Annotated in this window: 26 protein-coding genes; 21 read left to right on the plus strand and 5 right to left on the minus strand. The window is 73.9% G+C overall.

The annotated features are described in order from the left end of the window. Positions 1–15 precede the first annotated feature (15 nt). From ACFW47_RS22730 to ACFW47_RS22810, 17 genes are all read left to right on the plus strand, one after another. On the plus strand, positions 16–534 hold the full coding sequence (locus tag ACFW47_RS22730; RefSeq protein WP_386277314.1) for a gas vesicle structural protein GvpA: 519 nt from the start codon (positions 16–18) through the stop codon (positions 532–534). Beyond that, positions 531–1343: a GvpL/GvpF family gas vesicle protein gene (locus ACFW47_RS22735; RefSeq protein ID WP_386306846.1), complete on the plus strand. Its 813-nt coding sequence runs from the start codon at positions 531–533 to the stop codon at positions 1341–1343. Before ACFW47_RS22730 ends, ACFW47_RS22735 begins: the two co-directional genes overlap by 4 nt. 4 nt (positions 1344–1347) lie before the next feature. Further along, positions 1348–1626 (plus strand): gas vesicle protein GvpG, encoded by a 279-nt coding sequence (locus ACFW47_RS22740; RefSeq protein WP_386277318.1) that lies wholly within the window; start codon positions 1348–1350, stop codon positions 1624–1626. Beyond that, positions 1623–2210 carry a hypothetical protein gene (locus tag ACFW47_RS22745; RefSeq protein WP_386306848.1) on the plus strand — a complete coding sequence of 196 codons (588 nt, stop codon included), beginning with the start codon at positions 1623–1625 and terminating at the stop codon, positions 2208–2210. The genes ACFW47_RS22740 and ACFW47_RS22745 overlap by 4 nt, the downstream gene beginning before the upstream one ends. After that, positions 2207–3037 carry an SRPBCC family protein gene (locus ACFW47_RS22750; protein WP_386306849.1) on the plus strand — a complete coding sequence of 277 codons (831 nt, stop codon included), beginning with the start codon at positions 2207–2209 and terminating at the stop codon, positions 3035–3037. Before ACFW47_RS22745 ends, ACFW47_RS22750 begins: the two co-directional genes overlap by 4 nt. 18 nt (positions 3038–3055) lie before the next feature. Then, positions 3056–3424 carry a gas vesicle protein gene (locus tag ACFW47_RS22755; RefSeq protein ID WP_386277324.1) on the plus strand — a complete coding sequence of 123 codons (369 nt, stop codon included), beginning with the start codon at positions 3056–3058 and terminating at the stop codon, positions 3422–3424. Then, a complete protein-coding gene (locus tag ACFW47_RS22760; RefSeq protein WP_386306850.1) occupies positions 3421–4260 on the plus strand; it encodes a GvpL/GvpF family gas vesicle protein in 840 nt (279 codons plus the stop codon). Before ACFW47_RS22755 ends, ACFW47_RS22760 begins: the two co-directional genes overlap by 4 nt. Then, positions 4257–4505, plus strand: coding sequence for a gas vesicle protein (locus ACFW47_RS22765; protein ID WP_384478477.1), 249 nt, complete (start codon positions 4257–4259; stop codon positions 4503–4505). Before ACFW47_RS22760 ends, ACFW47_RS22765 begins: the two co-directional genes overlap by 4 nt. After that, entirely contained in the window at positions 4502–4795 is a 294-nt protein-coding gene (locus tag ACFW47_RS22770; protein ID WP_217251295.1) for a gas vesicle protein K, read from the plus strand. Before ACFW47_RS22765 ends, ACFW47_RS22770 begins: the two co-directional genes overlap by 4 nt. A gap of 90 nt (positions 4796–4885) precedes the next feature. Continuing rightward, a complete protein-coding gene (locus tag ACFW47_RS22775) occupies positions 4886–5968 on the plus strand; it encodes a substrate-binding domain-containing protein (RefSeq protein ID WP_386277329.1) in 1083 nt (360 codons plus the stop codon). A 127-nt stretch (positions 5969–6095) separates the two neighbouring features. After that, positions 6096–7427: an ABC transporter substrate-binding protein gene (locus ACFW47_RS22780; RefSeq protein WP_386306852.1), complete on the plus strand. Its 1332-nt coding sequence runs from the start codon at positions 6096–6098 to the stop codon at positions 7425–7427. A 25-nt stretch (positions 7428–7452) separates the two neighbouring features. Beyond that, positions 7453–8442 carry a carbohydrate ABC transporter permease gene (locus ACFW47_RS22785; protein ID WP_386277333.1) on the plus strand — a complete coding sequence of 330 codons (990 nt, stop codon included), beginning with the start codon at positions 7453–7455 and terminating at the stop codon, positions 8440–8442. Continuing rightward, positions 8439–9302: a carbohydrate ABC transporter permease gene (locus tag ACFW47_RS22790; RefSeq protein ID WP_386277335.1), complete on the plus strand. Its 864-nt coding sequence runs from the start codon at positions 8439–8441 to the stop codon at positions 9300–9302. The genes ACFW47_RS22785 and ACFW47_RS22790 overlap by 4 nt, the downstream gene beginning before the upstream one ends. Then, positions 9299–10330, plus strand: a complete 1032-nt coding sequence (locus ACFW47_RS22795) for a hydroxyacid dehydrogenase (RefSeq protein ID WP_386277337.1) — start codon at positions 9299–9301, stop codon at positions 10328–10330. The genes ACFW47_RS22790 and ACFW47_RS22795 overlap by 4 nt, the downstream gene beginning before the upstream one ends. Further along, positions 10327–12228 carry a DUF2264 domain-containing protein gene (locus ACFW47_RS22800; protein ID WP_386306854.1) on the plus strand — a complete coding sequence of 634 codons (1902 nt, stop codon included), beginning with the start codon at positions 10327–10329 and terminating at the stop codon, positions 12226–12228. The genes ACFW47_RS22795 and ACFW47_RS22800 overlap by 4 nt, the downstream gene beginning before the upstream one ends. 138 nt (positions 12229–12366) lie before the next feature. After that, on the plus strand, positions 12367–12594 hold the full coding sequence (locus ACFW47_RS22805) for a hypothetical protein (protein WP_386277341.1): 228 nt from the start codon (positions 12367–12369) through the stop codon (positions 12592–12594). Positions 12595–12730: 136 nt separating this feature from the next. Further along, the gene (locus tag ACFW47_RS22810) at positions 12731–15010 is read left to right on the plus strand and encodes a catalase (protein ID WP_386277343.1); all 2280 of its coding nucleotides are present in this window, start codon (positions 12731–12733) and stop codon (positions 15008–15010) included. A gap of 54 nt (positions 15011–15064) precedes the next feature. Here the strand turns inward: ACFW47_RS22810 and ACFW47_RS22815 are convergent, their stop codons facing one another. Both ACFW47_RS22815 and ACFW47_RS22820 read right to left on the minus strand, forming a co-directional pair. Next, positions 15065–15946: a YegS/Rv2252/BmrU family lipid kinase gene (locus ACFW47_RS22815; protein ID WP_386277345.1), complete on the minus strand. Its 882-nt coding sequence runs from the start codon at positions 15944–15946 to the stop codon at positions 15065–15067. A 41-nt stretch (positions 15947–15987) separates the two neighbouring features. Then, the gene (locus tag ACFW47_RS22820) at positions 15988–17625 is read right to left on the minus strand and encodes an FAD-binding oxidoreductase (RefSeq protein WP_386306856.1); all 1638 of its coding nucleotides are present in this window, start codon (positions 17623–17625) and stop codon (positions 15988–15990) included. Positions 17626–17695: 70 nt separating this feature from the next. Between ACFW47_RS22820 and ACFW47_RS22825 the strand changes: the two genes are divergently transcribed. Together ACFW47_RS22825 and ACFW47_RS22830 are read left to right on the plus strand one after the other, a co-directional pair. Continuing rightward, the gene (locus tag ACFW47_RS22825; protein WP_386277350.1) at positions 17696–18325 is read left to right on the plus strand and encodes a TetR/AcrR family transcriptional regulator; all 630 of its coding nucleotides are present in this window, start codon (positions 17696–17698) and stop codon (positions 18323–18325) included. Continuing rightward, a complete protein-coding gene (locus ACFW47_RS22830) occupies positions 18322–19908 on the plus strand; it encodes a glycerol-3-phosphate dehydrogenase/oxidase (RefSeq protein ID WP_386277352.1) in 1587 nt (528 codons plus the stop codon). The genes ACFW47_RS22825 and ACFW47_RS22830 overlap by 4 nt, the downstream gene beginning before the upstream one ends. A gap of 177 nt (positions 19909–20085) precedes the next feature. Here ACFW47_RS22830 and ACFW47_RS22835 read toward each other — a convergent pair whose 3' ends face one another. Further along, positions 20086–20364, minus strand: coding sequence for a hypothetical protein (locus ACFW47_RS22835; RefSeq protein ID WP_386278569.1), 279 nt, complete (start codon positions 20362–20364; stop codon positions 20086–20088). A 162-nt stretch (positions 20365–20526) separates the two neighbouring features. Here ACFW47_RS22835 and ACFW47_RS22840 point away from each other — a divergent pair, with 162 nt between their 5' ends. After that, complete coding sequence (locus tag ACFW47_RS22840) at positions 20527–20892, plus strand: STAS domain-containing protein (RefSeq protein ID WP_386277355.1); 366 nt, start codon at positions 20527–20529, stop codon at positions 20890–20892. 18 nt (positions 20893–20910) lie between these two features. Here ACFW47_RS22840 and ACFW47_RS22845 read toward each other — a convergent pair whose 3' ends face one another. Together ACFW47_RS22845 and ACFW47_RS22850 are read right to left on the minus strand one after the other, a co-directional pair. Continuing rightward, on the minus strand, positions 20911–21339 hold the full coding sequence (locus tag ACFW47_RS22845; protein ID WP_386306858.1) for an ATP-binding protein: 429 nt from the start codon (positions 21337–21339) through the stop codon (positions 20911–20913). Between the two features lie 260 nt (positions 21340–21599). Further along, positions 21600–22970, minus strand: coding sequence for an endo-1,4-beta-xylanase (locus ACFW47_RS22850; RefSeq protein ID WP_386306859.1), 1371 nt, complete (start codon positions 22968–22970; stop codon positions 21600–21602). Positions 22971–23207: 237 nt separating this feature from the next. Between ACFW47_RS22850 and ACFW47_RS22855 the strand changes: the two genes are divergently transcribed. Further along, positions 23208–25763, plus strand: a complete 2556-nt coding sequence (locus ACFW47_RS22855; protein ID WP_386306860.1) for a SpoIIE family protein phosphatase — start codon at positions 23208–23210, stop codon at positions 25761–25763. Positions 25764–25767: the final 4 nt, after the last annotated feature.

Raw genomic sequence — 25767 nt, forward strand, 5'->3', positions numbered from 1 at the left:
CGGAAGGACCACCGCATGATCACCTACGACGACGAAGTCGTCTGCGCACCCCGCGCCGGCACCCTCTACGACGTCCTGGAGCTGATCCTCGACCGCGGCATGGTGATCGACGTCTTCGTGCGCGTCTCGCTGGTCGGCATCGAGATCCTCAAGGTGGACGCCCGCATCGTCGTCGCGAGCGTCGACACGTACCTGCGGTTCGCCGAGGCCTGCAACCGGCTGGACCTGGAGCACGACGTGCGCTCCAAGACCGTGCCCGAGATGTTCGGCTCCCCGGTCGCCAAGACGATAGGCAGGGCCGGCGCCAAGCGGACGGCCCGCTCCCTGACCGACAAGGTGCGCGACGTCCTCACGCCCGAGGAGGAGGCGGCTGAGGAGGGGGACATCCGCTACCGCGCCCCGGAGCGGGAGCGCGCGGAGCGCGGCCGGAGCAGCCCCGAGCGGCCTCGCCGCCGGCCGGCCGCACGCCCCCGCGACGAGGAAGACCGCCCGCGCAGCCGCCCCCGCCGGCGTACGGAGACGGAGGACGAATGACCGCGCCAGCCACCACCGGAACCGCGACCACCACCGGAACCGCGACCGCGACCACCGGTACCGCCACCACGACCGCCACCGTCCGCAAGGCCCTGTACGTCTACGGCATCACCCCCGCCGGGGTCCGGACGCCCCGTTCCCCGGGCGTCGACGGCGCCGCGGTACGGCTGCTGACCGGCTCTGGCCTGTGCGCCGCGGTGTCGCCGGCGCCCGTACGGCTCCGGCCCCGGCGCCGGGACCTGCTGGCGCACCAGGCCGTACTGGACGAACTGGCCGCCCAGGGGCCGCTGCTGCCCATGCGCTTCGCCGTCCTCAGTCCCCGGCCCGACGCGCTGCTCTCCCAGCTGCGCGCGGACGCTGCCCACCTGACACGGCAGCTCGACGAGGTGCGCGGGTGCGTGGAACTCAACGTCAAGGGGACGGTCGTACCCGGTCACTTCGCCGAGCTGGTCCGCCGGGACGAGGGGCTGCGGTCCCTGGCCCTGCGCACCCGGCGCCGTCCGGACTACGAGGCCAATGTCCGGCTGGGCGAGGCGATCGCCCGGAGTGTCCGCCGCGAGGCACGACGGGCGGCACGGGAGGTCCTCGACCGCCTGACCCCGCTCGCGGTGCGCTCCGTCCCGGGCCGTACCGATGACGAGCAGGTGCTGAGCGTCTCGTTCCTGCTGCGCTCGGCGGACGAGCGACGCTTCCGTCAGGAGGTGGACACCCTGGCACGCGGCCACGGCGACCGGCTGGCGCTCAGCCTGACCGGGCCCCTGCCGTGCTACAGCTTCGTCGACCCGGGTCCCGCACAGGCCGGGCGGTGACGCGATGGGCGTCGTGAGCGGGCTCCTGCTGCTGCCCTTGGCCCCGGTGCGCGGCACGGCGTGGATCGCCGGCCACCTGCTGCAGGAGGCCCGGCGCCAGGCCCACGACCCGCGCGTCGTCCAGGCGCGCCTGGCCGCGCTCAACCGGGCACTGGACGAGGGGTCCCTCGACGAGGCGGCGTTCGAGCGGGAGGAGGAACGTCTGCTCACCCTCCTCGAACGCCCGGCCCGGCCGAGCGGCCGATCCACCACCACGCATCGAGCGCAGAGAAGGCACGTATGAACGACAGCAAGGCGGCCCTGGCGGCCGCCGTGGCCGGCGGATATCTCATGGGCCGCACGAAGAAGGCAAAACTCGCCTTCGCGGTCGGTTCCTACCTCATGGGCCGGCGTATCGGTCTCTCCCCCGGGCAGGTCCTTTCCCAGGGCATTTCCGGACTCCAGCGCAACCCGCAGCTCCAGGAACTGACGGACCAGCTGCGCGGCGAGCTGCTGACCGCCGGACGCACGGCCGCCACCGCCGCGGCGAACCGCACCCTCACCGGCCTCGCGGACAACCTCCGCGACCGCACCGACGCACTCACGGGCGCGGGCCGGAGGGACGACGGCTACGACGCGGACCACGAGGACTACGAGGTCTACGAGGACCACGAGGATGAGGGCGGTCCGGACGAGGACGCCTATTTCGACGAGGAGGACCGGGCGGAGGCCCGGCGGGCGGCGCCGCCGCCCCGGAAGGCGGCCAAGAAGGCGCCTCCGCGCAAGACCGCGCCTCCCGCGAAGACCGCGAAGAAGGCGGCCGCCAAGAAGACCGCCCCGGCGAAGCGGACCGCGAGCCCGGTGCGGCGCGGAGGTGAGCGCGGATGAGCCCCGACCGGCAGGGCGACGGCGGGCCGTCGCCCCTCGGCGACCTCAAGGACGCGCTCGGCGGCTACCTCTCCGCCACGGGGCACAGCCTCGTCGGCAAGGCGGGGGAAAGGATCGGTGGGCTGACCGAGCGCCTCACGGCCTCCGCCGACGGCGGTGGTCCCGGTGGCGGAGGTGGCTCCGGGAGCAGCGGCGGCAGCGTCAAGGCCACGCACATCATGGAGAGCGTCGACATCGGCGTCCCCCTGCGCACCGTCTACGACCAGTGGACGCAGCTCCAGGACTTCAGCGGTTTCACCAAGGGCGTCCAGAGTGTCAGCCCCCACGACGAGGTGACCTCGGACTGGACCGCCAAGATCGCCTTCTCGACCCGCAGTTGGAAGGCGACCGTCCAGGAGCAGATCCCCGACCAGCGGATCGTCTGGACCTCCGAGGGCGCCAAAGGCAGCACCAACGGGGTGGTCACCTTCCACGAACTGGCACCCCGGCTGACCCGGGTCGTCGTGGTCGTGGAGTACTACCCGGCGGGCTTCTTCGAGAAGACCGGCAACCTCTGGCGTGCCCAGGGACGCCGGCTGCGCCTGGACCTCAAGCACTTCGCCCGGCACGTGACCCTGATGGGCGACGACGAGGAGATCGAGGGCTGGCGCGGCGAGATCCGCGACGGCGAGGTCGTCCGGAGCCACGAGGAGGCGCTGGAGGAGGAGGAAGGTGAGTACGACGACGCTCGTGACGACGAGTACGAAGACGAAGACGACGATGAAGACGAAGACGACGATGAAGGCGACGAGTACGAGGAGCGCGAACGTGCCCGCACCCGTCGCTGACCCCCCGGGGAGCACGCGGTGACGGACCTCGACCACCGCTACGCGGCCCCGGACACCCAGCCCTACGCGCCCGTCACCGGTAACCTCGCCGACCTCCTCGAACGGGTCCTCGACAAGGGCATCGTCATCGCCGGTGACATCAAGATCGACCTGTTGGACATCGAACTGCTCACCATCCGCCTGCGCCTGTTCATCGCCTCGGTGGACACCGCGAAGAAGGCGGGCATCGACTGGTGGGAGACCGACCCGGCTCTGTCCTCCCGGGCCGCGCGGGACGCGCTCGCCGAGGAGAACGCGCGGTTGCGGGCCCGGCTCGACGCCCTGGAGGACGCCTTGGAGGAAGCCCCCGGCAGGGACGCCGAGGACATGACGGAGGTCGCGCGGTGAGCGAGTACCCCGCCGGACCGGCGGTCCCGGACCTCGTGTGCGCCTTCGCCGTCACCCGCACCGCGCCGGACGGCGCCGGCCTGGCCGCGGCCACCGGCCACGAGGAGGGCGGCCCGCTGCGCGTCCTGCGCGCGGGCGGTCTGTGCCTGGTCGTGCAGGACGTCCCGGCCGCACTGTTCGACGAGGAGGCGCTGGCCGAGCGCCTGAACCGGCCCGACGAGCTGGAGCGCTGCGCCCGCGCCCATCACCGGGGCGTGGAGGCCGCCGCCGCCCGCGGCCCGGTCGTACCGCTGCCGATGGCGACCCTGTACCGCGGCGACCGGAGCGCGGAACAGGCGGTGGCCGGCCGGGAGGCGGTGCTGGACGTGCTGCTCGAACGTCTCCGGGACCGGACGGAGTGGGCGGTGAAGGTGCACGCCGTCGAGGGGCCGGCGGAGCCCGCCGCCGGTTCCGGCGCTTCCCGCGACCGGGGCGCCGGCGGGCGTGACTACCTCAGCCGGGCCAGCGCACGGCGCCGTGACCGGCGCGACGGGCACGCCAGGGCACAGGCCGAGGCGGAGGCCGTGGACGCGGAACTGAGGCGGTACGCCGTCGCCGCCGCCCGGCACCGGCCGCAGAGCGAGCGGCTCACCGGCCGGCGCTCCCCTCAGGTGCTCAATGCCGCCTACCTGGTGGAGGACGCGGAGTCGCCCGCCTTCACGCGCGCTCTGTCCCGGCTCACCGCCGACGGGCGGTTCACGGCCGTGGAGGTCGGCGCGTCGGGCCCCTGGATCCCGTACTCCTTCGCCCGCTGGGACGAGGAGCCGCAGCGCACACCGCGGACGGTGGGCGCGTGATCGGCCCGGACACCCGTACGCCGGGCCCCGAACCCGTCCCGTGGGGCGGACCGGAGCCGTACGCGCCGGTGGGCGTACCGCTGGTCGACCTCCTGGACCGGGTGCTGGCCACCGGTGTCGTCGTCAGTGGGGACCTGGTGCTGGCCATCGCGGACGTGCCGCTGGTGCGGATCTCGCTGCACGCGCTGCTGTCGTCGGTGAACGAACGGGTGCCCGCCCCCTGGCCGGACAGCGGACCGCTGTGAGCGCGCCCCGGGCCCACTCCCTCGACCTGGACCCGGAGCGGGTCACCAATGACCTGGCCGCTCTGGTCCTCACCGTCGTGGAGCTGTTGCGCCAGCTGATGGAGCGCCAGGCCGTGCGCCGCTTCGACGAGGGGACGCTGAGCGGGGAGCAGGAGGAGCGGCTCGGTACGGCGCTGATGCTGCTCGACGAGCGGATGGACGACCTGTGCGCGCAGCACGGCCTCAGCCGCGGCGACCTGAACCTGGATCTGGGCCCGCTGGGGCCGCTCCTCGCGGACCCGGAGCCGTAGCACCTCCTTCGTAAGCACGGGCACCCGCTTGAGCGATCGCTATGATGACCCAGAATCGCTCAAACGAACATCACGGGGGTGGGAGGCCTGATGCGGGAGCCGGTCGATCTCAGGCGTCAGCGGATTCTGGCGGCGGTCCAGGCGCGGGGTACCGCGCGGGTGCGCGATCTCGCCGACGAGTTGCAGGTCTCCGTGGTGACGGTGCGCCGCGACGTGGAGGAGCTGACGCGCGAGGGCAGGCTGCGCCGCGGGCACGGCGTCGTCCGGTCGACGCTGCCCGCGCAGGAGGCGCCCGTCAGGGAGGGCGCCGACGGGGACCGGGTGGCCGTGGTGGTGCCGGAGCGGCATTCGTACCTGACCGAGACGCTGCACGGGGCGCGCACGGTGCTGGAGGAGGCCGGGGTGCGCCTGGCGCTGCACATCGCGCCCCAGGCGGCGGGCGCGGAGCGCCCGCTGGTCGAGCGCGCCCTCGCGGACGGCGCCCGGGGCCTGCTGCTCGCACCCCGGTGGAACAGCCTGGCCGTCGAGGAGGCGGACCACGCCTGGCTGTCCGGGCTTCAGGTGCCGACGGTCCTCATGGAGCGCCGGCCGCGGCGCGGCAGCGCGCCGCACGTACTGGACTCGGTGTGCTCGGACCACTGGTACGGCGCGCACCTCGCGGTGGAGCACCTGGTGGGGCTCGGGCACCGCCGCATCGTGTTCGCGACCCGGGACGACAGCCCGACCGCCCGTACGCTGCGGTCCGCGCTGGCCGAGATCGCCGCCGCGCACCCGCTGGTGGAGGAGTGGGCGTGGGCGCTGAGCACCCCGGAGTCGGGGCCGGAGGGCCCGTACTCGGCTGACGAGACCGCCGAACTTCCGGTGCTGCTGCGCAAGACGGGGGCGAGCGCGGTCGTGCTGCACGGTGACGTGGACGCGTTGATGATCGTGCAGCGGCTGGCGGCCGAGGGCGTGCGGGTGCCGCGGGACTGCTCGGTCGTGGCGTACGACGACGTGGTGGCGGGTCTGGCCACTCCCCCCCTGACGGCCGTGTCCCCGCCCCGGGCCGAGGTCGGGCGGGTCGCCGCCGAGCTGCTGCTCCGGCGCCTGCGGGAGAGCGCGCCCGGGCCCACGAGCCGGGTCGAGCTGCTGCCCCGGCTGATGGTCCGCGGCTCGACCGCCGCGAAGGAATGAGCGTTTGAGCGCTTTATTTCCTTCTGATCGATCTATTGACCGTTTGTACTGGAGGCTTCAGGATTCCCGTGTCCCGAACAGTCGGGCCCGCACCCAACGCGGGCCCGCAGGAGCCGCGGGAGGCGCCATGCCCGGACGACCCAGCCGTCGCTCCGTGCTCGCCGCGATGGCCGCCGTACCCCTGACAGGAGCCGTGAGCGCCTGCAGCGGGGGGAACGGCGCATCGTCGGCCCGCACGGGCGGCGCCACGCGCATCACCTTCTGGTCCGCCCTGCGCGGCAGTCAGGAGGTGGTCGACGAGTTCAACCGCACCCACCGCAGCATCCAGGTGGAGTTCAACCAGATCCCGTCCGGCGGGCAGGGCGGCTACGCCAAGCTCAGCAACGCCGCCCGGGCGGGCAACGCGCCCGACGTCGCCACCATCGAGTATCCGCAGGTGCCCGGGTACGCCATCGACGGCGTCGCCCGCGACATCACCGGTCTGGTCAGCGACGGCCTGCGCCGCAAGCTGCTGCCGCAGTCCCTCGGACTGACCACCTTCGAGGGCCGGGTGTTCAGCGTGCCGCTGGACGTCGAGCCCATGGTCATGCACTACCGCGCCGACCTCTTCGACCGCTACGGGCTCCGGCCCGCCCGCACCTGGGACGAGTTCGCCGAACAGGCCGCGACCGTGCGCCGCCAGGCACCCGACCGCAGGCTGGTGCTGTTCCCCACCGACGGGATGACGCAGTTCGCCTGCTACGCCTGGCAGGCGGGCGCCCAGTGGTTCGACACCTCCAAGGGTGCCTGGAACGTCTCCCTCGCCGACGCGCCGTCCCGGCGGGTCGCCGAGTACTGGCAGGGTCTGATCGACCGGGACGACGTCTTCATGAACGCCGTCGAGAGCCGGCAGTCCGACGCGCAGATCGCGAACGGCCTGGTCCTGACCCGGCTCAGCGGTGCCTGGGACGCGGGAGCGCAGATGAACGCGCGGCCGGGGCAGAAGGGCCAGTGGCGGATCGCCCCGATGCCGCAGTGGGACACCGCAAGCCCCTCCGCCGGCACGCACGGCGGCTCCACCTTCGCCGTCACCGAGGACAGCGAACACCCCGAGGCTGCCATGGAGTTCATCGAGTGGCAGGTCTCCCACCCCGACGCACTGCGGGCCCGGCTGTCCAGCGGCACCAGCAGCCAGTACCCGGCCGCCCCCGGCCTGGTCTCCGTGGGCCGCGACGCCTTCGACCGGTCCTACTACGGCGGTCAGGACATCTACACCCTGTTCGAGCGGGAGGCCGAGAAGATCGGCGAGCAGTGGCTGTGGGGGCCGCGGATGAGCGCCACCCAGAAGGTCATGCAGGACTCCTTCGCCCGCGTCAGCGGCGGCCAGGGGTCCCTCGTCGAGTCGTTGCGCGCCGCCCAGGAGGGCACCATGCCCGACCTCAAGGCCCTCGGCCTGTCCACCACCCAGCACAGCACCTGAGCCGACGAAAGGCAGGTGACACCCCATGACCACGACCACCCGCACCCGGGTGCCGGCCGGCGCCTCCCCCGCCAGTGCCCCGGCGCCCTCCGCGTCCGGGCTGCGCGCCCGCAGAGCGGCCAAGCGCCGTCAGCTGACCGCGGCCGGCGTCCTGATGACGCCGTTCTTCGCCCTGCTGGTCACCGTCTTCCTGATTCCCGTCGGCACGGCCGTCTACCTGAGCTTCTTCAGCGACGACCAGCCCGGCCTCGGCTTCGGCCCCGAACGCACGATCTTCGTGGGGCTGCGCTCCTACGCGGCCGTGCTCACCGACCCGACCTTCCTCGGCGGACTCGGCACGGTCGCCCTGTACTGCCTGATCTACATCCCGCTCATGGTCGTCGGCGCGCTCGCACTCGCCCTGCTGCTGGACTCCGGCGTGGTCCGGCTGCGGGCCTTCGCCCAGCTCGGCCTGTTCCTGCCGCACGCCGTGCCCGGCATCATCGCGGCGCTGATCTGGCTGTACCTGTACACGCCCGGCATCAGCCCGGTGATCGAGCTCTTCGCCAAGGGCGACATCACCGTCGACTTCCTCGGCGTGCACACCGTGATCCCGTCCATCGTGAACATCGCGCTGTGGAGCAACCTCGGCTACAACATGGTGGTCTTCTACGCAGCGTTGCAGGCCGTGCCGCGCGAGGTGATCGAGGCTTCCGTGGTGGACGGCGCGGGGCCGGTGCGCACCGCGCTCCAGGTGAAGACGCCGCTGGTGCGCGCCTCGATCGTGATGGTCTCGATCTTCACGCTCATCTGGGCGCTCCAGCTCTTCACCGAGCCGATGCTGCTCAGCCAGTCCTCCCCGATGATCAGCTCCCGGTTCTCGCCCAGCATGTACATCTACGACGCGGCCTTCACCCGCAACAACTACAGCCTCGCGGCGGCCGCCTCGGTGGTCCTGCTCGTCTGCACCATCGCCCTGTCCTACGGCGTCACCCGCTTCACCAGCCGCGCCGACCTCACGGAGGAGGCCCGATGAGCGCCACCGACAGCTCTCTGCTCCGCCCGAGACTGCTGGGCCGCGCGACGGTCAACGTGGTCGTGGGTGTCTCCGTCCTCTACACCCTGCTGCCGGTGCTGTGGCTGGTGCTCGCCTCCACCAAGACCCGGGACGCGCTCTTCAGCAGCGACCTGCTGTCCCTGAGCGACTTCTCCTTCCTGCAGAACATGCGGGACCTGTTCGCCATGGACGGCGGGCTGTACGGCCGCTGGTACGTCAACAGCCTGCTCTACGCGGTGGTGGGCGCGGCCGTCGGCGCGCTGGTGAGCGTGGCCTGCGGCTACGCCTTCGACAAGTACGGCTTCCGGCACAAGGAGAAACTGTTCGGCCTGGTTCTCGCGGCGGTCATGGTGCCGCAGACGGTGCTCGCGCTGCCGCTGTACCTGATGGCGTCGGAGGCCGGCCTGGTCAACACCTTCTGGGCGGTCTTCATCCCGGTGCTGTTCAACCCGTTCGGCGTCTACCTCGGCCGCATCTTCGCGCGGGGCTACGTGCCCGACGAGGTGCTGGAGGCGGCACGCGTGGACGGGGCGGGCGAGCTGACCACGTACGCCCGGGTGGCGCTCAGGATGCTCGGCCCCGGTCTGATCACCGTCTTCCTCTTCCAGCTGACCGCGATCTGGAACAACTTCTTCCTGCCCATGGTGATGCTGTCCGACCAGGACCTGTATCCCGTCAGTCTCGGCCTGTACCAGTGGAACAGCGCGGCGTCCGTGTCGCCGGAGTACTACCCCGTGGTGATCATGGGCTCACTGCTCGCCGTACTGCCTCTCATCCTCGCCTTCGTCCTGCTCCAGCGCTTCTGGCGGAGCGGGCTGACCGCCGGAGCCGTCAAGTGACCCTGCACTCTCCCGGCCCCGGTTTCCGGCCCCGTGCCGCCGTGGCCATGTCCCGGGACGCCGCCTCGGCGGTCCTCGACCCGCAGTCCCTCGCCGCCTTCCGCCGGGTCTGCGACCTCGCGCCGTTCCCGGTGCTGGACGACCTGTCCACGCCGCGGGCCGCCGCCGTGCTGGCCGACGTGGACCTGCTGGTCACCGGCTGGGGCTGTCCGCGGCTGGACGAGGACGTGCTGCGGGCCGCGCCGCGGCTGCGGGCCGTGGTGCACACGGCGGGCAGCGTCCGCGGACACGTCACCGACGCGTGCTGGGAGCGGGGGATCGAAGTCTCCTCGGCCGCCGCCGCCAACGCGCTGCCGGTGGCCGAGTACACGCTCTCCATGATCCTGCTCACCGGCAAGCGGGTGCTGGAGCGGGCCCGCGACTACCGGGTGTCCCGGGAGCGCGGCAACTGGCTGCGCACCCCGCGCGGCGTCGGCAACTACCGCCGTACGGTCGGCATCCTGTCGGCCTCGCTGATCGGCCGCCGCGTCGTGGAGCTGCTGCGCCCGCACGACGTGGACGTCCTCCTGCACGACCCGTACGTCGGCGCCGCGGACGCCGCCCGGCTCGGCGTCGAACTGGTGACACTGCCCGAGCTGTTCGCGCGCTGCGACACCGTCAGCGTCCACACGCCGCTGCTGCCCACCACCCGGGGCCTGGTCGGCCGCTCCCTGATCGACGCGATGCGGCCCGACGCGGTGCTGATCAACACCTCCCGGGGCGCGGTCGTCGACCAGGAAGCGCTCACCGACGCCGTCCTGGCGGGCCGTATCCGGGCGGTGCTGGACGTCACCGATCCCGAGGTGCTGCCCACCGGCCATCCGCTGTGGGAGTGCGACAACGCGCTGATCACCCCGCACCTCGCCGGCTCCGAGGGCAACGAGTGGCGCCGCCTGGCCGACCTCGCCCTCGCCGAGACGACCCGGTGGGCGTCGGGTTCCGGCTTCCTCCATCCCGTACGACGCGAAAGGCTGGCGTTCCTGGCATGAGCATCCCGTTCGAACTGCCCACCGAGGACCGTGCGCCGAGCCCGTACACCGGGTACACCCGGGCTCACTGGGAAGCCGTCGCGGACGGGCTGCTGTGGGCCGCGTGGCGCTGGAGCACCCCCGGCCGCGCCCTGCTGGACCTGCCGGGGCGGCCCTCGCGCTCGGGCGTGCGCTCCGACGGGCTGGAGGGTTTCGCCCGGACCTTCCTGGCGGCCGCCTTCCGGGTCGCCGGCGCCGACGGCGACGACCCGCACGGCTGGCTGGACCGCTGCGCGAGCGGCCTCGACTCGGGCACCCGCACGCCCGGCCGCGAGGACACCGAGTCCTGGCCGCTGATCCTCGACCACGACGTGCAGGGCCAGCCGATGGTCGAGTCCGCGTCGGTCGCGCTCGGGCTGCGGCTGACCGCGCCCTGGCTGTGGAAGAACCTCGACGCCGGGGTGCGGGACCGGGTGGAGGAGTGGCTGCGCGGGGCGCTGCGGCACGTGCCTGCGCCGAACAACTGGTACCTGTTCCCGTACACGGTGGCCGGGTTCCTGGAGTCGGTCGGCCGCGGGGACCGCGAGACGGCGGCGGCCCGGCAGCGGGCGCTGGAGCTGATGGAGGGCTGGTACCGGGGCGGAGGCTGGTACGCGGACGGCGACGGACGCGCCTTCGACCACTACAACGGCTGGGCGCTGCACCTGTACCCGGTGCTCGACGCCCATCTGGCCGGCGACACCGGGCCGGTCGCCGCCCGGTACGGGGCACGGCTGCGCACGCACCTCGACGGCTACGCGCTGATGTTCGGCGGCGACGGGGCACCGCTGCACTACGGCCGTTCGCTCGCCTACCGGTTCGCGGCCTCCGCGGCCGTGGGGCTGGGCGCGGTCACCGGGCACACGCCGCTGGCACCGGGCGCCTCGCGGCGGCTGGTGAGCGGCAATCTGCGGTACTTCCTGGAGCGCGGCGCGCTGACCGACGACGGGCTGCTGAGCCTCGGCTGGCACGGCCCCCACGAGGCCACCCTCCAGCCGTACTCGGGGCCGGCCTCCCCGTACTGGGCGTCGAAGGCGTTCGTGTCGCTCCTGGCCCCCGCCGACCACCCGCTGTGGACGGCCACCGAGGAGGCGGCCCCGGTGGAGGAGGCGGACCGCGTGCTCGCCCTGCCGGCACCCGGGCTGCTGCTCCAGGCGACGCGCGCCGACGGGATCGTACGGCTGCACAACCACGGCAGCGACCACGTCCGGCCGCACGAGGGCGAGGTGGCCGCCGAGGACGACCCGCACTACGGCCGGCATGCCTACTCGACCCGGACCGGCCCCACCGCCGTCGCGAACGTCGCGGACAACCACCTCTCGGTCCAGGTGAACGGCCGCGGCAGTGTGCGGCGCCGTGTCCACCCGCTCGGCGCGGGGCAGGGCGAGGGCTGGGGCTGGGCGGCGTCCTGGCACCGGCCGGTGTTCGCCGGCGGCCCCCCGATGGTGCCGGGGCTGCGGGTGGAGAGCGTGACCGTGGCCAAGGGGCCGTACGAGCTGAGGGTGCACCGGGTGACCGGGGCGCCGCCCGGCGCTCGCCTCACGCACACCGGGTGGGCCACCGGCCCCGAGGAGCCCCTGGTCTCGGCACTGCACGGACTGCACGGCTGGAATCCCGGCCCCGAGACCGTCCGCGCCCCGCAGGGCACCGCGTACACGCAGTGGGCCGAGCTGCCCCGGTTGTCCGGCGAGTCCGGCGGCGGCACCTCGCTGCACGTCTGCCTGGCCGCGCTCACCGGCGAACCGGGGCCCGGCCCGCTGGCGGACGCCGTCACGGAGGTCGTGCCCGGCGAGCGGGAGGTCGAGGTGGTCTGGGCGGACGGCGGCGGGCGCACCCGCGTCTCGTTCGAGCCGGTGCGGGTGACGCACACTCCTGCCTGACACCGACTCCGGACCCAGGTGCACACGGGCCCCGGCCGGCGCGGCCGGTCGGGGCCCTCCCTCGTGCGCGCGTCTGAAGTGGCGGACCGCACCGCGCCCGGTGACGCTGGTACGGACCGTCGAGAAGGAGCCCCACTGATGCGCAAGTCCCTGTGGGCCGTGGTCGCGGCCCTGACCGTGCCGGTGCTCTGCGCGGCTCCCGCCGCGGCCTCCGGTTCCCCCGACGCGCACCTCCCGGCGGACGTGACGGCGACCGAGTGCATCCAGGGCGGCGGGCTGATCGTCGTCTCGGTCGACCAGTCGGGGACGGGATCCTTCACGAAACGCTGTCAGGGCGGCGTGCACGACGGGGAGTCCGTCACCTGAGACGACCGCGTCCGTTCCCCCGCGCCCATGCCTTGAGTCCCGCTCGCTGGGTACGCGGTCACGGCCCACCACGGCAGTCGGTACCCGAACACGACCGGCCGCGTGCAGCGGCCCGCCCAGAACGGAGAAGAGGCTGATGAGCGAGGCCAACCCCCTCAAGCGGGTAGCCCACAAGGTCACCGAGAGCCTGCAGGGCGACGGTGGCGGACCGGCGGACGGCGTCCCCGGCAAACCCGGGTCCGAGTCGCCGCCCGTCGCCGAACCCACCGAGCCCCGGGAGCCGCTGCCCCCGAAGCCGGACCAGAGCGGCCCGGACACCGTCTCGCCCACCGGCCAGCCCACCGGCGCCGACCAGGCCCGCGTCGCGCAGTCCGGCGCCTACCTGACGAACGCTCAGGGCACTCGGCTGTACGACACCGACCACTCGCTGAAGGCGGGTCCGCGCGGCCCCGTGCTGCTGCAGGACCACCATCTGCGCGAGAAGGTCATGCACTTCGACCACGAGCGCATCCCGGAGCGCGTGGTGCACGCTCGCGGCGCCGGCGCGCACGGTGTCTTCCAGAGCTACGGCACGGCTGCCTCCGTGACGAAGGCCGGGTTCCTCGCGGCGGACGTGGAGACGCCGGTGTTCACGCGGTTCTCCACGGTGGTCGGCTCGCGGGGGTCGTCGGACACCGTGCGGGACACCCGCGGGTTCGCGACGAAGTTCTACACCAGTGAGGGCGTCTTCGACCTGGTCGGGAACAACATTCCGGTCTTCTTCATCCAGGACGCCGTGAAGTTCCCGGACGTGGTGCACGCCGCGAAGCCGCACCCGGACCGGGAGATCCCGCAGGCGCAGAGCGCGCACGACACCTTCTGGGACTTCGTCTCGCTGCACACCGAGGCGACCCACCACACCATCTTCTTCATGGGCGACCGCGGCATCCCGCGCTCCTACCGGATGATGGAGGGCTTCGGCGTCCACACCTTCCGGCTGGTCAACGCCGCGGGTGAGACGACGCTGGTGAAGTTCCACTGGAAGCCGAAGCTGGGCGTGCACTCCCTGGTGTGGGACGAGGCGCAGCTCATCAACGGCGTCGACCCGGACTTCCACCGCCGGGACCTGGCGGACGCGATCGAGGCGGGCGCGTACCCGCAGTGGGAGCTGGGCATCCAGACCTTCCCCGACAACCCGGAGCAGACCTTCGAGGGCATCGACCTGCTGGACCCGACCAACATCGTGCCCGAGGAGCTGGCACCGGTGCAGCCGGTGGGGCTGCTGACGCTGAACCGCAACCCGTCCAACTTCTTCGCCGAGACCGAGCAGGTCGCCTTCCACGTCGGCCACCTGGTCCCCGGCATCGACATCACCGACGACCCGCTGCTCGCGGGGCGGCTGTTCTCGTACCTGGACACGCAGATCACGCGTCTGGGCGGCCCCAACTTCCCGCAGCTGCCGATCAACCGGCCGCAGGCGCCGGTCAACGACATGCTGCGCGACGGCATGCACCAGACGGCGGTGCACCGCGGGGTGGCGCCCTACCGGCCCAACTCCCTGGACGGCGGCTGCCCGTTCACGGCCGGCGCCGCCGAGGGCGCGTACATCGAGGCGCCGGTGCGGGTCCCGGAGGCGACCAAGGTGCGCGAGGCGCCGGAGTCGTTCGCGGACCACTTCAGCCAGCCCCGGCGCTTCTGGCTGAGCATGAGCCCGGTGGAGCGCGAGCACATCATCGGCGCCTACACCTTCGAGCTGGGCAAGTGCTACGAGCAGGCCGTCCGGGAGCGGACGCTCCAGGTGCTGGCCAACATCGACCCGGAGCTGTGCGCGGGTGTCGCCGAGGGACTCGGCCTCCCCGCCCCGCAGCCGACCGTCCCGCTGGCCGACGTCGAGCCGAGCCCGGCGCTGTCGCAGGTCGGGCGGACCTGGCCCACCGACGGCCGGGTCGTCGGCATCGTCACGGGCGGGGGCGACCTGGAGGGCGTGAACGCCGTGCGGCAGGCGGTGCTGAACGCGGGGATGGTACCGCTGGTGGTGGCGCCGAACGGGGGCACCCTCGGCTCGGGCGACGCCGCGGTGACCGTCCAGCGCAGCTACGTCACCGCGCGCTCCGTCGAGTTCGACGCCGTACTGCTGGCGGGGGCGCCGGACATGGGCAGCGACGCGTACACCCCGCGCGACTACAAGTCCGGGCCGGCGCCCGCACGGCCGGCGACGACCGACCCGCGGGTGAGCCTGCTGGTGTCGGAGGCGTTCCGGCACGGCAAGGCGATCGGCGTCTGGGCGGGCGGCGAGGTCGCGCTGGAGGCGTCGGGGGTCCCGGTCGACGCGCCCGGTGTGATCGTCGCCGACTCCGGCACGGCGGCCCTGGAACAGGTCACCGAACTGCTGGGCTCGCACCGCGTCTGGGAACGGTTCACCACCCCCCGGGGCTGAGAGCCGCACCCGCCGGGCCGGTCACCGTCTGCGGTGGCCGGCCCGGCGGCGTGCTCAGCACAGGACGCGCAGCGCGCCGGGCAGCACCCTGGCCGTGACCGGGACGACGGCCTCGACCTCGCCGTCGGCGCCGTACGGTACGGCCCGGTCGGCCTCGATGCGTACCTCCTTCCCGCGCAGGACGCGGACCTGGGGGCGGCGGACGTGGGCGCCCGATGCGAGCTCGTTCATGAGGGCGAAGAACAGCAGCCGGGGCGCCTGGTGGATCATCACGACGTCCAGCAGGCCGTCGTCGACCCGGGCGGACGGCGCTATGCGCCGGTTGAAGCCGTAGAAGCCGGAGTTGGCGGCCACCGTGGTGTAGCCGGTGAAGACGTGTTCCTCGCCGTCGACGGTGACGCGGTAGCGGGTGGCACGCCAGCCCGTGACGGCGCGCAGGGCGCCCGCGTAGTAGGAGGCGGCACCGCGCAGCAGGCGCGTCTCGTTGGCGTGGCGGTTGGCGAGCGCGTCGACACCGGCGTAGACGCTGCCGAGCACGACGGTGCGGTCGTGGACGGCGGAGGTGACCTCGATGGTGTCGACGGGGCGCGGCTCGCCCCGCAGCAGCACCTCGGCGAGGGCGGCGGGCCCGGTGGGCAGGCCCAGGGCGCGCGCGAAGTCGTTGCCCCGGCCGGCCGGGACGAGTCCCAGCGTCGCCCCGGTGCCGCTGAGGGCGCCGCCGATCCCGCCCGCCATGCCGTCACCGCCGACGGCGAGCACCACCCGGCCGCGCTCCCCGGCCCGCCGGGCGATCTCCCGGGCGTGGCCGAGGCTGCGGCTGTACTCGGTCTCCAGCCCGGCGCCCGCCTCCCGCAGCAGCCGGGCCACCCCGAGCAGCGCGGCGGCCGAGGTGGCGCCGCCCGCGGTGGGGTTGACGACGGCGGTGAACTGTCGCATCGATGTGCCTCCGGGCTGGGGGGTGGTGCCGGACGGTTGTCTCACGGGTTGGGGTGTGCCGGGCGGCCTGGTCCGTCCCCGGGCAGCAGGACGCCGGGGCTGAGCACGCCGGCCGGGTCCAGGCTCCGCTTGACGGCGCTCAGGGCCGCCAAGCCGAGGGGCCCGGCCTCCCGGACGTACCAGTCACGGTGGTCGGTGCCCACGCCGTGGTGGTGGGTGATGGTGCCGCCCGCCGCGAGGATCGCCTCGTTGGCGGCGTGCTTGGCCCGCGTCCAGTGCGCCACGGCGTCCTCGCCCTGGGCGGAGACGACGGTGAAGTACAGCGAGGCGCCGTTCTCGTAGACGTGCGAGATGTGGCACATGACCAGCGGCGGGGTGCCTGCCTCGGTGAGGGTGCCGGTGAGCGCGTCGCGGACGGCGGTGTACAGGGCGGGGATCCGGGACCAGTAGGTCGCGGTCTCCAGGGTCTCGGCGAGCGCCCCGGCGTCGAGCAGCGAGTCGCGCAGGTACGGCGCCGAGTAGCGGCCGTGGGCCCAGCGCTGCCCCGGCTCGTCCCCGGCGAAGGTGCCGCCGCACTCGCGCAGGACCGCGGCGGCGCCCTCGCGGCGGTGCGCGGCGTCCTCCTCGGTGCCCTCGAAGCCGACGACGGCCAGGCAGCCGGCGTCCTGCCGGTCGAGGGACGCGCCGATGGCGTCGGGCTGGGCGAGGCCGATCAGGGTCTCGGTCTCGTCGGACAGCCGCAGCACCGTGGGACGGGGACCGTCCTGGGCGAGGCGGCGCAGCGCGGTGGCGCCCGCGTCGAAGGAGGCGAAGCGCCAGCCCTCGTAGCGGCGGACCTCCGGCAGGGGCCGTATGCGCACGGTGACCGAGGTGATGACGCCGAAGGCTCCCTCGGAGCCCAGGACCAGCTGGCGCAGGTCGGGTCCGGCGGCGGAGCGCGGGGCGCGGCCGGTGTCGAGGGTGCCCTCGGGGGTGGCGAGGGTGAGGCCGAGGACCATCTCGTCGAAGCGTCCGTAGCCGGCGGAGGCCTGTCCGCTGGAGCGGGTCGCGGCGAAGCCGCCGATGGTGGCCCACTCGTAGGACTGGGGGAAGTGGCCGAGGGTGTAGCCCCGTGCGGCGAGCAGAGCCTCGGCCTCGGGGGCGCGCAGGCCGGGTTGCAGGGTGGCGGTGCGGGAGACCTCGTCGAGGTCGAGCAGGCGGTCCATGTGCCGCAGGTCGAGGGCGACGAAGCCGGCGCGTCCGGACCGGCCCTCGGGTGCGAGGCCGCCGACGACGGAGGTGCCGCCGCCGAAGGGGACGAGGGCCAGGCCGTGCCGGGCGCAGACGTCGAGTACGGCGAGCACCTCGTCGTGACTGTCGGGGAGGACGACCGCGGCGGGGGTGTCGGTGGTGTCGCCGGTCCGCATCCGCAGCAGGTCGGGGGTGGACTTGCCGCGGGTGTGGCGGACGCGGGTCTCGGCGTCGGTGCGCACCCGGTCGGGGCGGTCGCCGACGGCGGTCTCCAGGGCGCGGCGGGCGGCTTCGTCCAGCGGCGACGCGGGTACACCGATCCCTTCCAGCGGGACGGGGGCGGTGTCGCGGGGCTTCACGCCGAGCAGTTCGCGCAGCACCCCGGTCACCGTGCCGGGCAGCGGCGTCGCCCTGGCCGGGTCGCCCCAGCCGTTCCACAGCATGTCCATTGCCTGTCGTCCTCACGGTCGGTTCGGGGGATGCGGTCTGCGCGGCCCCTGGGGCGTTACACTGTTACACATGACGCCCAACCGTCACAACGGCCCGGACCGCAGCCCGGACCGACCGAACGCCTCGGACAACGACACCGTGCTGGACGCCGTGCGCGACTGCGTGCTGGCCGTCGGGGTCCGCCGCACGACGATGACCGACGTGGCCCGCCGCGCCGGCGTCTCCCGGATGACGCTGTACCGGCGCTGGCCGGACGTGCGGACCCTGGTCGGCGACCTGATGACCCGCGAGTGGATCGCGGTGGCCACCGGCGCCATTCCCGAGCCCCGGCCGGGCCTGGACACCCGCCCGCGCATCGTCGAGGGGCTGGTCACCGGGGTGGAGGCGTTCCGCGCGCATCCGCTCTTCCGCAAGATCGTCGACGTCGATCCCGAGCTGCTGCTGCCCTACGTCCTCGACCGGCGCGGGGCGAGCCAGGAGGCACTGCTGGAGCTGCTGGCCGGCGGGCTGGCCGAGGGCCACGCCGACGGGTCGGTGCGCCCGGCCCACACCGGACGGCAGGCGCGGTCCGTCCTGCTGGTCGTCCAGTCGTTCGCCCTGTCGCTGCGCACCATGACCGACGAGGACGACGCCGAGCTGACCCCCGCGGCCTTCCTGGGGGAACTGCGCACCATCCTGGAGAGGACCCTCGCCCCATGAGCCCGACCAGCAGCAGCCCCGCCGCCGGGGCCTCCCTGTCCGCCGCGCGGCGCTCGCGCGAGCTCACCGAGGCGGTGGGCGGTGCCGTCGTGGACGTCCTGGTCGTCGGGCTCGGCGCGACGGGCGCCGGCGTCGCGCTGGACGCGGCGGCCCGGGGCCTGAGCGTGGTCGCCGTGGACGCCCACGACCTGGCCTTCGGCACCTCCCGCTGGAGCTCCAAGCTGATCCACGGCGGCCTGCGCTACCTCGCCTCCGCGCAGCTGGACGTGGCCCACGAGAGCGCGGTCGAGCGCGGGGTGCTCATGGAACGCACGGCGCCCCACCTGGTGCACGCCCAGCCGTTCGTGCTGCCGCTCACGCCGCTGGTCTCGCGGGGGCAGGCGGCGCTGGCGTGGGCCGGGTTCCGGGCCGGCGACACGCTGCGGCTGGCGGCGCGCACCGCGCGGGCCACGCTGCCCGCGCCGCGCCGGCTGTCCGCCGTGGAGACCCGCCACCTGGCCCCCGCCCTGCGCTCCGACCGGCTGCGCGGTGGGCTGCTGTCGTGGGACGGCCGGCTCACGGACGACGCCCGCCTGGTGGCCGCGCTCGCCCGGACCGCCGCCGCGCGCGGCGCCCGGGTGCTGACCCGGGTGCGGGCGCTGGAGCTGACCGCGTCCGGCGCCCGGATGCGCGACGAGACCACCGGGGAGGAGGGCGAGATCCGCGCCCGCGCGGTCATCAACGCCTCCGGGGTGTGGGCCGGTGACCTCGTGGACGGCATCCGGGTCCGCCCCTCCCGCGGCACCCACCTGGTCCTGCGCTCCGACCGGCTCGGCCCGCTGCCCGCCGGACTGCACGTGCCGGTTCCCGGGGAGACCAACCGCTTCGTCCTGGTGCTGCCCCAGGGCGACGGGCGGGTCTACGTCGGTCTGACCGACGAGCCCGTGGAGGGCGAGGTACCGGACGTTCCCGAGGTGCCCGAGACCGACGTGGGCTTCCTGCTGGACGTGCTCGGTTCCGTGCTGGACGCGCCGGTGCGCCGCGAGGACGTGGTGGGCGCATTCGCGGGCCTGCGCCCCCTGCTGGACACGGGGCCCGCCGACGGGTCCGGCGGCGGTCCCCGCACGGCGGACGTCTCCCGTCGGCACGCGGTGCTCACCTCGCCGGAGGGCGTGGTCACCGTGGTCGGCGGCAAGCTCACCACGTACCGGCGCATGGCCGAGGACGCCGTGGATGCCGCCGTCGCCGCCCGCCGGCTCGGCGCGGGCCCGTCCCCCACCGCCGCGCTGCCGCTGGTCGGCGCCGCCGCACCGCACGCCCTGGCCGCGCTGCGGGCACCGCGCCGTCTGGTCCGCCGCTACGGCACGGAGGCGCCGGCCGTCCACGCCCTCGCCGCCCGCGACCCCCGGCTCGGCGAGCGGATTCTGCCGGACCACCCCGTCACGGGCGCCGAACTCCTGTGGGCCCTGCGTCACGAGGGAGCCCTCGACGAGTCCGACCTCCTCGACCGCCGCACCCGCATCGGCCTGGTGCCCGAGGACCGGGCTGCGGCACTGGACGCCGTACGCGGTCTGCTGGACGAGGCCGTGGCCGGGCGGGTGTGACACCGGCCGGCACCGACGGGCTCGCACGACGCGCCGCTCCAGGCCCCCGCTCCGAGCGCCGGCGCCCCCCGGAGCGGGGAACCCGTGTTCCGGGGCAGGAGAAAGCCCCGCGCCCTGGAATCCGCCCTCGGGTGCGGGGCTTGCCGATGTCCGGATGTGCCGGACCGCCCCCTTCGGTCAGGAGCCCTGGCCCCCGTCCTGGACGGCCTTGCGGACCTTCGCCTCGATCTTGTGGCGGGACTGACCACCCTCCTTCACGTACTCGGTCATCGCGGTCTGCGCGTCCCGGTCGAGGTCGCGCCAGGCCCGTACGGCGGTCTCGTAGGTGTTCGACTGCCGCGGGGTCCACTGATGCTGTGTGGGAGGCCCGTACGAGTCCCGCAGCGTCTCGACCCGGTGGCGGGCCTGGTCCGCCGCACGACGCTTGTGCACGAGCTCCTCGAATGTATGAGCCACCACACCTCGACCGTAGTCAGAGGAGCCCCTTCGCGCGCGCCGAGCCCGGTCCGCCGGGCCCCGGGCGGCCCGCGGTGTGCACAAGTGGCCCACGACTGCCCCGAAGGGCCTTAACATCAAGCCACCGACGACGGGCCGGGCATATGCGGGAGATGAGGGAACGTGGCGGACATCGAGGGAGCGGCAGTACCCGAGCGGCTGCTGATCACCCGTACCACCACGGGCGACGGCGTCAGCGTCGTCACCCTCGCCGGGGAGGTCGACCTTGACGGCAGCAGTCAGCTCCGCGACGTGCTGCTGTCCTGCGTCCAGACGGCGCCGGGCACGGTGGTCGACTTCGCGGAGGTGGCCTTCCTCGACTCCAGCGGCATCAACGTGCTCATCGCCGCCCACCAGGCCGCCGAGTCCCGCGGCGTCTGGTTCCGGATCGCCGCGCCCCGGCACGCCGTCGAGCGCGTACTGCGGCTCGTGGGCGTCGACAGCCTCATCGCCTGCTTCCCGACGGTCGAACGGGCCCTGGCCGCCTGAGTCGCCGTCCGTGCGGCGTCAGCGCAGCGGCAGGCGGGCGTAGACCGTCTTGCCCGTCGCGTGCGGCTTGGTGATGACCTCGTCGCACAGGCGGGTCACGATCTCCAGCCCGTGCCGGCCGACCCGCAGGGGATCGCGGGGCAGGAACGTGGGGAACTCCTCCCCCGTGTCCGACACGGCGATCTCCACACCGTCGTCCACCAGGGTCAGCTCCAGTCGGCAGGGGCCGGGCGCGTGCCGGAGCGCGTTCGTCACCAGTTCGCTGGCGACCAGGCGGGCAGCGTCCAGGAAGCCGTCGGCCAGGTCCACGCCCCGCTCCCCGAGCCGGTCGACGAAGCCGTGCACGACGTCCCGGGAGGCCGGGATCATCGCGGATCCGCCCCTGAACTCCACCACCGAGGACACGGCCGAGGCGTCCGCGGCATCGGGTCTGTGCGCCGGAGTCATACAGAGCCTCACCGTCCGGTCCGGGGCCGGGTAGGGAAAGCGAGGGCCCCGGCTCCTCACGATACGCACCGGGACCGTCACCACAGTCTCTTTGCCCCAACTTCCGCCGGACGCGCCGTTTTTCGGACAGCCCTGGGCCGAGTGCGCCGGAAAGGACGCCGTCCCGGTCGGTCCCGGGCACCGGACGGCAGCCGTGGCGAGGCACACCGGGCCGCCGCCCCCGGAGGTGCCCTGGGCGGCGGCCCGGTGCGCCGGACGGGTCAGGAGGCGGTGCAGCCGCCCACCACGGGGGCGGCGTCGCTGCCGTTCTTCGTCACCGTGAAGCCGAAACTGGTCGACGCCCCGGCCGCCAGGGTGCCGTTCCAGCTCGGCCGCGCGGTCATGACGTCGCCGTTCCAGGACGGTGCGGCGTTCCAGGTGGCCTCGACCCGCTGCGGCGCGGGGAAGGTGACGGTCGCCGCCCAGGAGCCGATCGGCTCACTGCCCGCGGTGACGGTGACCTGGCCGTTGTAGCCGCTGCTCCAGTCCGCGGTCCGGGTGTAGGTGGCGGTGCAGGTCGCGGTTCCGTCGCCCGGGCCGCCGCCGTCGTCACCGCCGCCGGTGCCGCCGAGGGCGGTCAGTACGGCGTCGTACGCGGGCTTCGCCTCGTAGTTCCCGTCGAACAGCAGCGGGGTGCCGCCGCTGCGCCACGAGTACTTGTCGGTGACGCCCCACACGGTGATGCCGGTGCAGCGGTCCACGGAGAGGCAGGCCTCGACCACACGGGCGTAGCCGTCGGCCTGGGCGGCGCCGGAGCCCTCGATGTCCAGCTCGGTGATCTGCACGTCGACGCCGAGGTCGGCGAAGCGCTGGAGGTTGGCCCGGAGGTCGGCCGGGACCGGGGAATTGCTGTTGAAGTGGCCCTGGAAGCCGACGCAGTCGATGGGCACGCCGCGGGACTTGAAGTCCTTGACCATGTTGTAGACGGCCGTGCTCTTCGCGTTGACCCCGTCGGTGTTGTAGTCGTTGTAGCAGAGCTTCGCGGCGGGATCGGCGGCACGGGCGGTGCGGAACGCCTCCTCGATGTAGCCGTCACCCAGCTTGTCCTGGAAGGGCGAGCTGCGCCGGGCGCCGCTGCCGCCGTCCTGGAACGCCTCGTTGACGACGTCCCAGCTGTGGATCTGGCCCTTGTAGTGGCCCATGACGCGGTTGATGTGGTTGTTCATGGCGGCGCGCAGGTCTGCCGCGCCCAGGCCGCCCACCCAGGAGGGCAGTTGGGAGTGCCAGACGAGGGTGTGGCCGCGGACGTCCATGCCCTGTGCCCGGGCGTGGTCGACGACCCGGTCGGCGGCCGAGAAGGTGAAGGTGCCGCGGGTGGGCTCGGTGGCGTCCCACTTCATCTCGTTCTCGGGCGTCGCCGAGTTGAACTCGCGGTTCAGGGTGGAGACGTAGTCGGCCTCGCCGAGGTGGCTCGCCGCGACGGCGGTGCCGAAGTAGCGGCCCTGGGCCGCCGCCGCGGCGCCGAGCGTGTCGGCGGCGGCGGGCCCGGTGGGCGCAGCGGCTTCGGCGGAGTGGGCAGCGGCGGTCAGCGCGGCGGCGGCGACGAGCCCGGCGGTGGCCGCTCTGGACAGACGTAGCAGAGTCATGCGCATGTCATTCCGTTCCTCGTATCGGTGTGCGGGAGCCGTTCGGGGCCGTCCCGGGAGAACCGGAACTCCGAAAGTTTCGGAATGCTTTCCGAATGTCGCGGAGGAGGTTACGGACTCCCGTCCCCGCGGTCAACGCCCCGTCGCGGTCACTCGTGCGGCCCCATCGCGTGCGCGATGCCGGTGGAGTGGCGCATCCTTGCTGTGCCGCCCGCGTGACGGCGCACGGACGAGGTGGGGCCGATGAGTGCAGGCGCCGAGGACGCAGGCCGGATGCCGGTAAGGCCGACGGCGCTGTTCGTCGACGCCTGTGCGCAGGCGATCAGTGCGGCCGGCGGCTACGCGGGCGGGATCTACCTGCCCTCCCGCACACCCGGGCTGCTGCGGCTCGCCGTCCTCGCCGGGCTGCCCGGACCGCTGTTCCGTCCCTGGTGGCGGCTGCACGCCGACAGCGCGTTCCCGGTGGCCGACGCCTACCGGCTCGGCACCCGCGTGGTGCTGCCCAACGCGACCGAGACCATGCGCCGTTACCCGCAGTTCGCAGCCGGTCTGCCGTTCCCCTTCGGGTCCCTGTACGTGCCCGTCGCCGGTGCCGCGCGGACGTACGGCGTCCTGACCGTCCTGCGGCCCTCGGCCTCCGACACCGCCGAGGTGCTCGATGGCCTGAACCGGATGGAAGAGGCGGCGCGGGAACTCGGCGTGCTGCTGGACCGGTCGGCCCGGGAACAGGACGCGCCGCCCGTGCTCTGGGACGGCGAACCGCTGTGCCTGCGACCGCCACCGTCTGCACGGCACCCGCAGCACGCCGGAAGTTTCGCCTGGAACCCCGAATCCGGCGCCGTCACCGTGGACGAACCGCTGTGCGCACTGCTCGGCCTGGCCGAAGACACCCGGGACCCGGTCGTCACACTCGACGCGCTCACCGGCGCGCTGACGCCCGACGACGGGCACCGGATCGCCGCGGCGCTGCGGCAGACAGCCGCCGGCCTGCCGCCCCCGCTGCCTCTGTACGCGCGTGCCGCGGACGGCACACTGCGCCTGGTGGAACTGTGGAGACCACAGGCGGCTCCCCACGCCGGCGGCCCGGTGCGGGGCGTCGTACGCGAGCCGTCCTGCGGCAGCGTCGCGGACGCCGCGGCCGACCTGCTGCCGGACGGCGTGTTCTGTGTGGACCGGCTGGGCACCGTCGTCTACGCCAATCCGCGCGCCGCCCGGCTGCTGGGCCTGCCCCGGGCCCGGCTGCTGGGCCACTCCCTGTGGGAGGCCGTGCCCTGGCTCGACCAGGCCGCCTACGAGGACCATCTGCGCGGCGCCCTGCTCTCCCCGGACCCGGTCCACTTCCACGTCCGGCGCCCGCCCGACGACAGCCGCCGGGCCACCCCGCAGCCCTACGAGGGCGACTGGCTCGCGGTCTCCGTGCATCCCGGGCGGGACCTGCTGACCGGAACACTCCGCCCGGCCAACCGGGTGGCCGACGCGTCCGCCGGCCTCACGCCCGAGCACGGACCGGCGCAGGCGGCATCCGGGGCCCAGGACCCCGGACCCACCGCCGTCGCCACCACGCCGCCCGTGTACCGGCCCATCGTCCTGGCCGTGGCCCTGACCGAGGCGGTCACGGCACGCCAGGTGGCCGCGGTGGTCGTACGGGAACTGCTGCCCGCGTTCGGCGGCCGTCGGCTCGCCATCTACCTGCTCCAGGAGCGGCACCTCTACCTGGCGTGGGAGACGGGCTTCCCGCCCGGCTTCCTCGCCCCCTTCGAGGGGGTGGCGCTGGACGCCCGGCTGCCCGGGGTCGAGACGCTGACCAGCGGCCGCCCACTCTTCTTCGACTCGATGCAGGCCCTGGCCGCCGCCTACCCGGGCATCCCGCTGGACGCCACGGAGGGCGCCCGCGCCTTCCTCCCGCTGATCGCCTCCGGCCGCCCGGTCGGCTCCTGCATCCTGGGCTTCGACCGCGCCCGGAGCTTCGGCACCGAGGAGCGCTCCGTGCTCACCGCCCTCGCCGGGGTGATCGCCCAGGCGATGGAGAAGGCCAGGCGCTACGAGTCCGAGACCGCGCTCGCCCGCGGCCTGCAGCGGGCGCTGCTGCCCCGCCGGCTCCCGGCGCACCCGCTGCTGGAGACCGCCGGGCGCTACCTGCCCGGCACCCAGGGCATGGAGGTGGGCGGTGACTGGTACGACGTGGTCGCCTCGGGCGACGGCATGGCGCTGGTCATCGGCGACGTGCAGGGGCACGGCGTGCAGGCGGCGGCCACCATGGGACAACTGCGCAGCGCCGTGCGCGCCTTCGCCCTCGGGGACCGTGCGCCCGACGAGGTGCTCGGCGGCGTCAACCACCTGCTGACCGACCTGGACCCGGGCCTGTTCGCGAGCTGCTGCTACATCCGGCTGGACCCGGCCACCGGACGGGCCTGCGCGGCCCGCGCGGGCCACCCGCCCCCGCTGCTGCGCCACCCGGACGGACGCACCGAGCCCGTGGACCTGCCCGGCGGGATGGTGCTCGGGGTGGACCCCGGCGCGCCGTATCCGCTGACCGAGTTCCGGGTCGAGCCCGGCGCCGTCCTCGCCCTGTACACCGACGGGCTGGTGGAGCGGCCCGGCGCCGACATCGACGACGGCATCACCGCCCTCGGGCAGGCCCTGGCCAGGGAGGGCGCGCTTGCGGCGGGGGCGGACGGCCGCTCGCTCGCGGGCGTCGCCGACCGGCTCACCCGCACCGCGCGCCGCACCGAGGACCGCCCCGACGACATCGCCCTGCTGCTCGCCACCCGCCACTCGCGGCACCGGGGTCCCGGGTGAGCGC

Origin of the sequence: Streptomyces sp. NPDC058796 (assembly GCF_042745235.1) — a bacterium.
GTDB lineage: Bacteria > Actinomycetota > Actinomycetes > Streptomycetales > Streptomycetaceae > Streptomyces.

What these genes read in the sequence shown, in the direction of transcription:
- ACFW47_RS22730 (WP_386277314.1), top strand. Translation starts at nt 16, where the DNA reads ATGATCACCTACGACGACGAAGTCGTCTGCGCACCCCGCGCCGGCACC.
- ACFW47_RS22735 (WP_386306846.1), top strand. Translation starts at nt 531, where the DNA reads ATGACCGCGCCAGCCACCACCGGAACCGCGACCACCACCGGAACCGCG.
- ACFW47_RS22740 (WP_386277318.1), top strand. Translation starts at nt 1,348, where the DNA reads ATGGGCGTCGTGAGCGGGCTCCTGCTGCTGCCCTTGGCCCCGGTGCGC.
- ACFW47_RS22745 (WP_386306848.1), top strand. Translation starts at nt 1,623, where the DNA reads ATGAACGACAGCAAGGCGGCCCTGGCGGCCGCCGTGGCCGGCGGATAT.
- ACFW47_RS22750 (WP_386306849.1), top strand. Translation starts at nt 2,207, where the DNA reads ATGAGCCCCGACCGGCAGGGCGACGGCGGGCCGTCGCCCCTCGGCGAC.
- ACFW47_RS22775 (WP_386277329.1), top strand. Translation starts at nt 4,886, where the DNA reads ATGCGGGAGCCGGTCGATCTCAGGCGTCAGCGGATTCTGGCGGCGGTC.
- ACFW47_RS22780 (WP_386306852.1), top strand. Translation starts at nt 6,096, where the DNA reads ATGCCCGGACGACCCAGCCGTCGCTCCGTGCTCGCCGCGATGGCCGCC.
- ACFW47_RS22785 (WP_386277333.1), top strand. Translation starts at nt 7,453, where the DNA reads ATGACCACGACCACCCGCACCCGGGTGCCGGCCGGCGCCTCCCCCGCC.
- ACFW47_RS22790 (WP_386277335.1), top strand. Translation starts at nt 8,439, where the DNA reads ATGAGCGCCACCGACAGCTCTCTGCTCCGCCCGAGACTGCTGGGCCGC.
- ACFW47_RS22800 (WP_386306854.1), top strand. Translation starts at nt 10,327, where the DNA reads ATGAGCATCCCGTTCGAACTGCCCACCGAGGACCGTGCGCCGAGCCCG.
- ACFW47_RS22805 (WP_386277341.1), top strand. Translation starts at nt 12,367, where the DNA reads ATGCGCAAGTCCCTGTGGGCCGTGGTCGCGGCCCTGACCGTGCCGGTG.
- ACFW47_RS22810 (WP_386277343.1), top strand. Translation starts at nt 12,731, where the DNA reads ATGAGCGAGGCCAACCCCCTCAAGCGGGTAGCCCACAAGGTCACCGAG.
- ACFW47_RS22815 (WP_386277345.1), bottom strand. Translation starts at nt 15,946, where the DNA reads ATGCGACAGTTCACCGCCGTCGTCAACCCCACCGCGGGCGGCGCCACC.
- ACFW47_RS22820 (WP_386306856.1), bottom strand. Translation starts at nt 17,625, where the DNA reads ATGGACATGCTGTGGAACGGCTGGGGCGACCCGGCCAGGGCGACGCCG.
- ACFW47_RS22825 (WP_386277350.1), top strand. Translation starts at nt 17,696, where the DNA reads ATGACGCCCAACCGTCACAACGGCCCGGACCGCAGCCCGGACCGACCG.
- ACFW47_RS22830 (WP_386277352.1), top strand. Translation starts at nt 18,322, where the DNA reads ATGAGCCCGACCAGCAGCAGCCCCGCCGCCGGGGCCTCCCTGTCCGCC.
- ACFW47_RS22845 (WP_386306858.1), bottom strand. Translation starts at nt 21,339, where the DNA reads ATGACTCCGGCGCACAGACCCGATGCCGCGGACGCCTCGGCCGTGTCC.
- ACFW47_RS22850 (WP_386306859.1), bottom strand. Translation starts at nt 22,970, where the DNA reads ATGCGCATGACTCTGCTACGTCTGTCCAGAGCGGCCACCGCCGGGCTC.
- ACFW47_RS22855 (WP_386306860.1), top strand. Translation starts at nt 23,208, where the DNA reads ATGAGTGCAGGCGCCGAGGACGCAGGCCGGATGCCGGTAAGGCCGACG.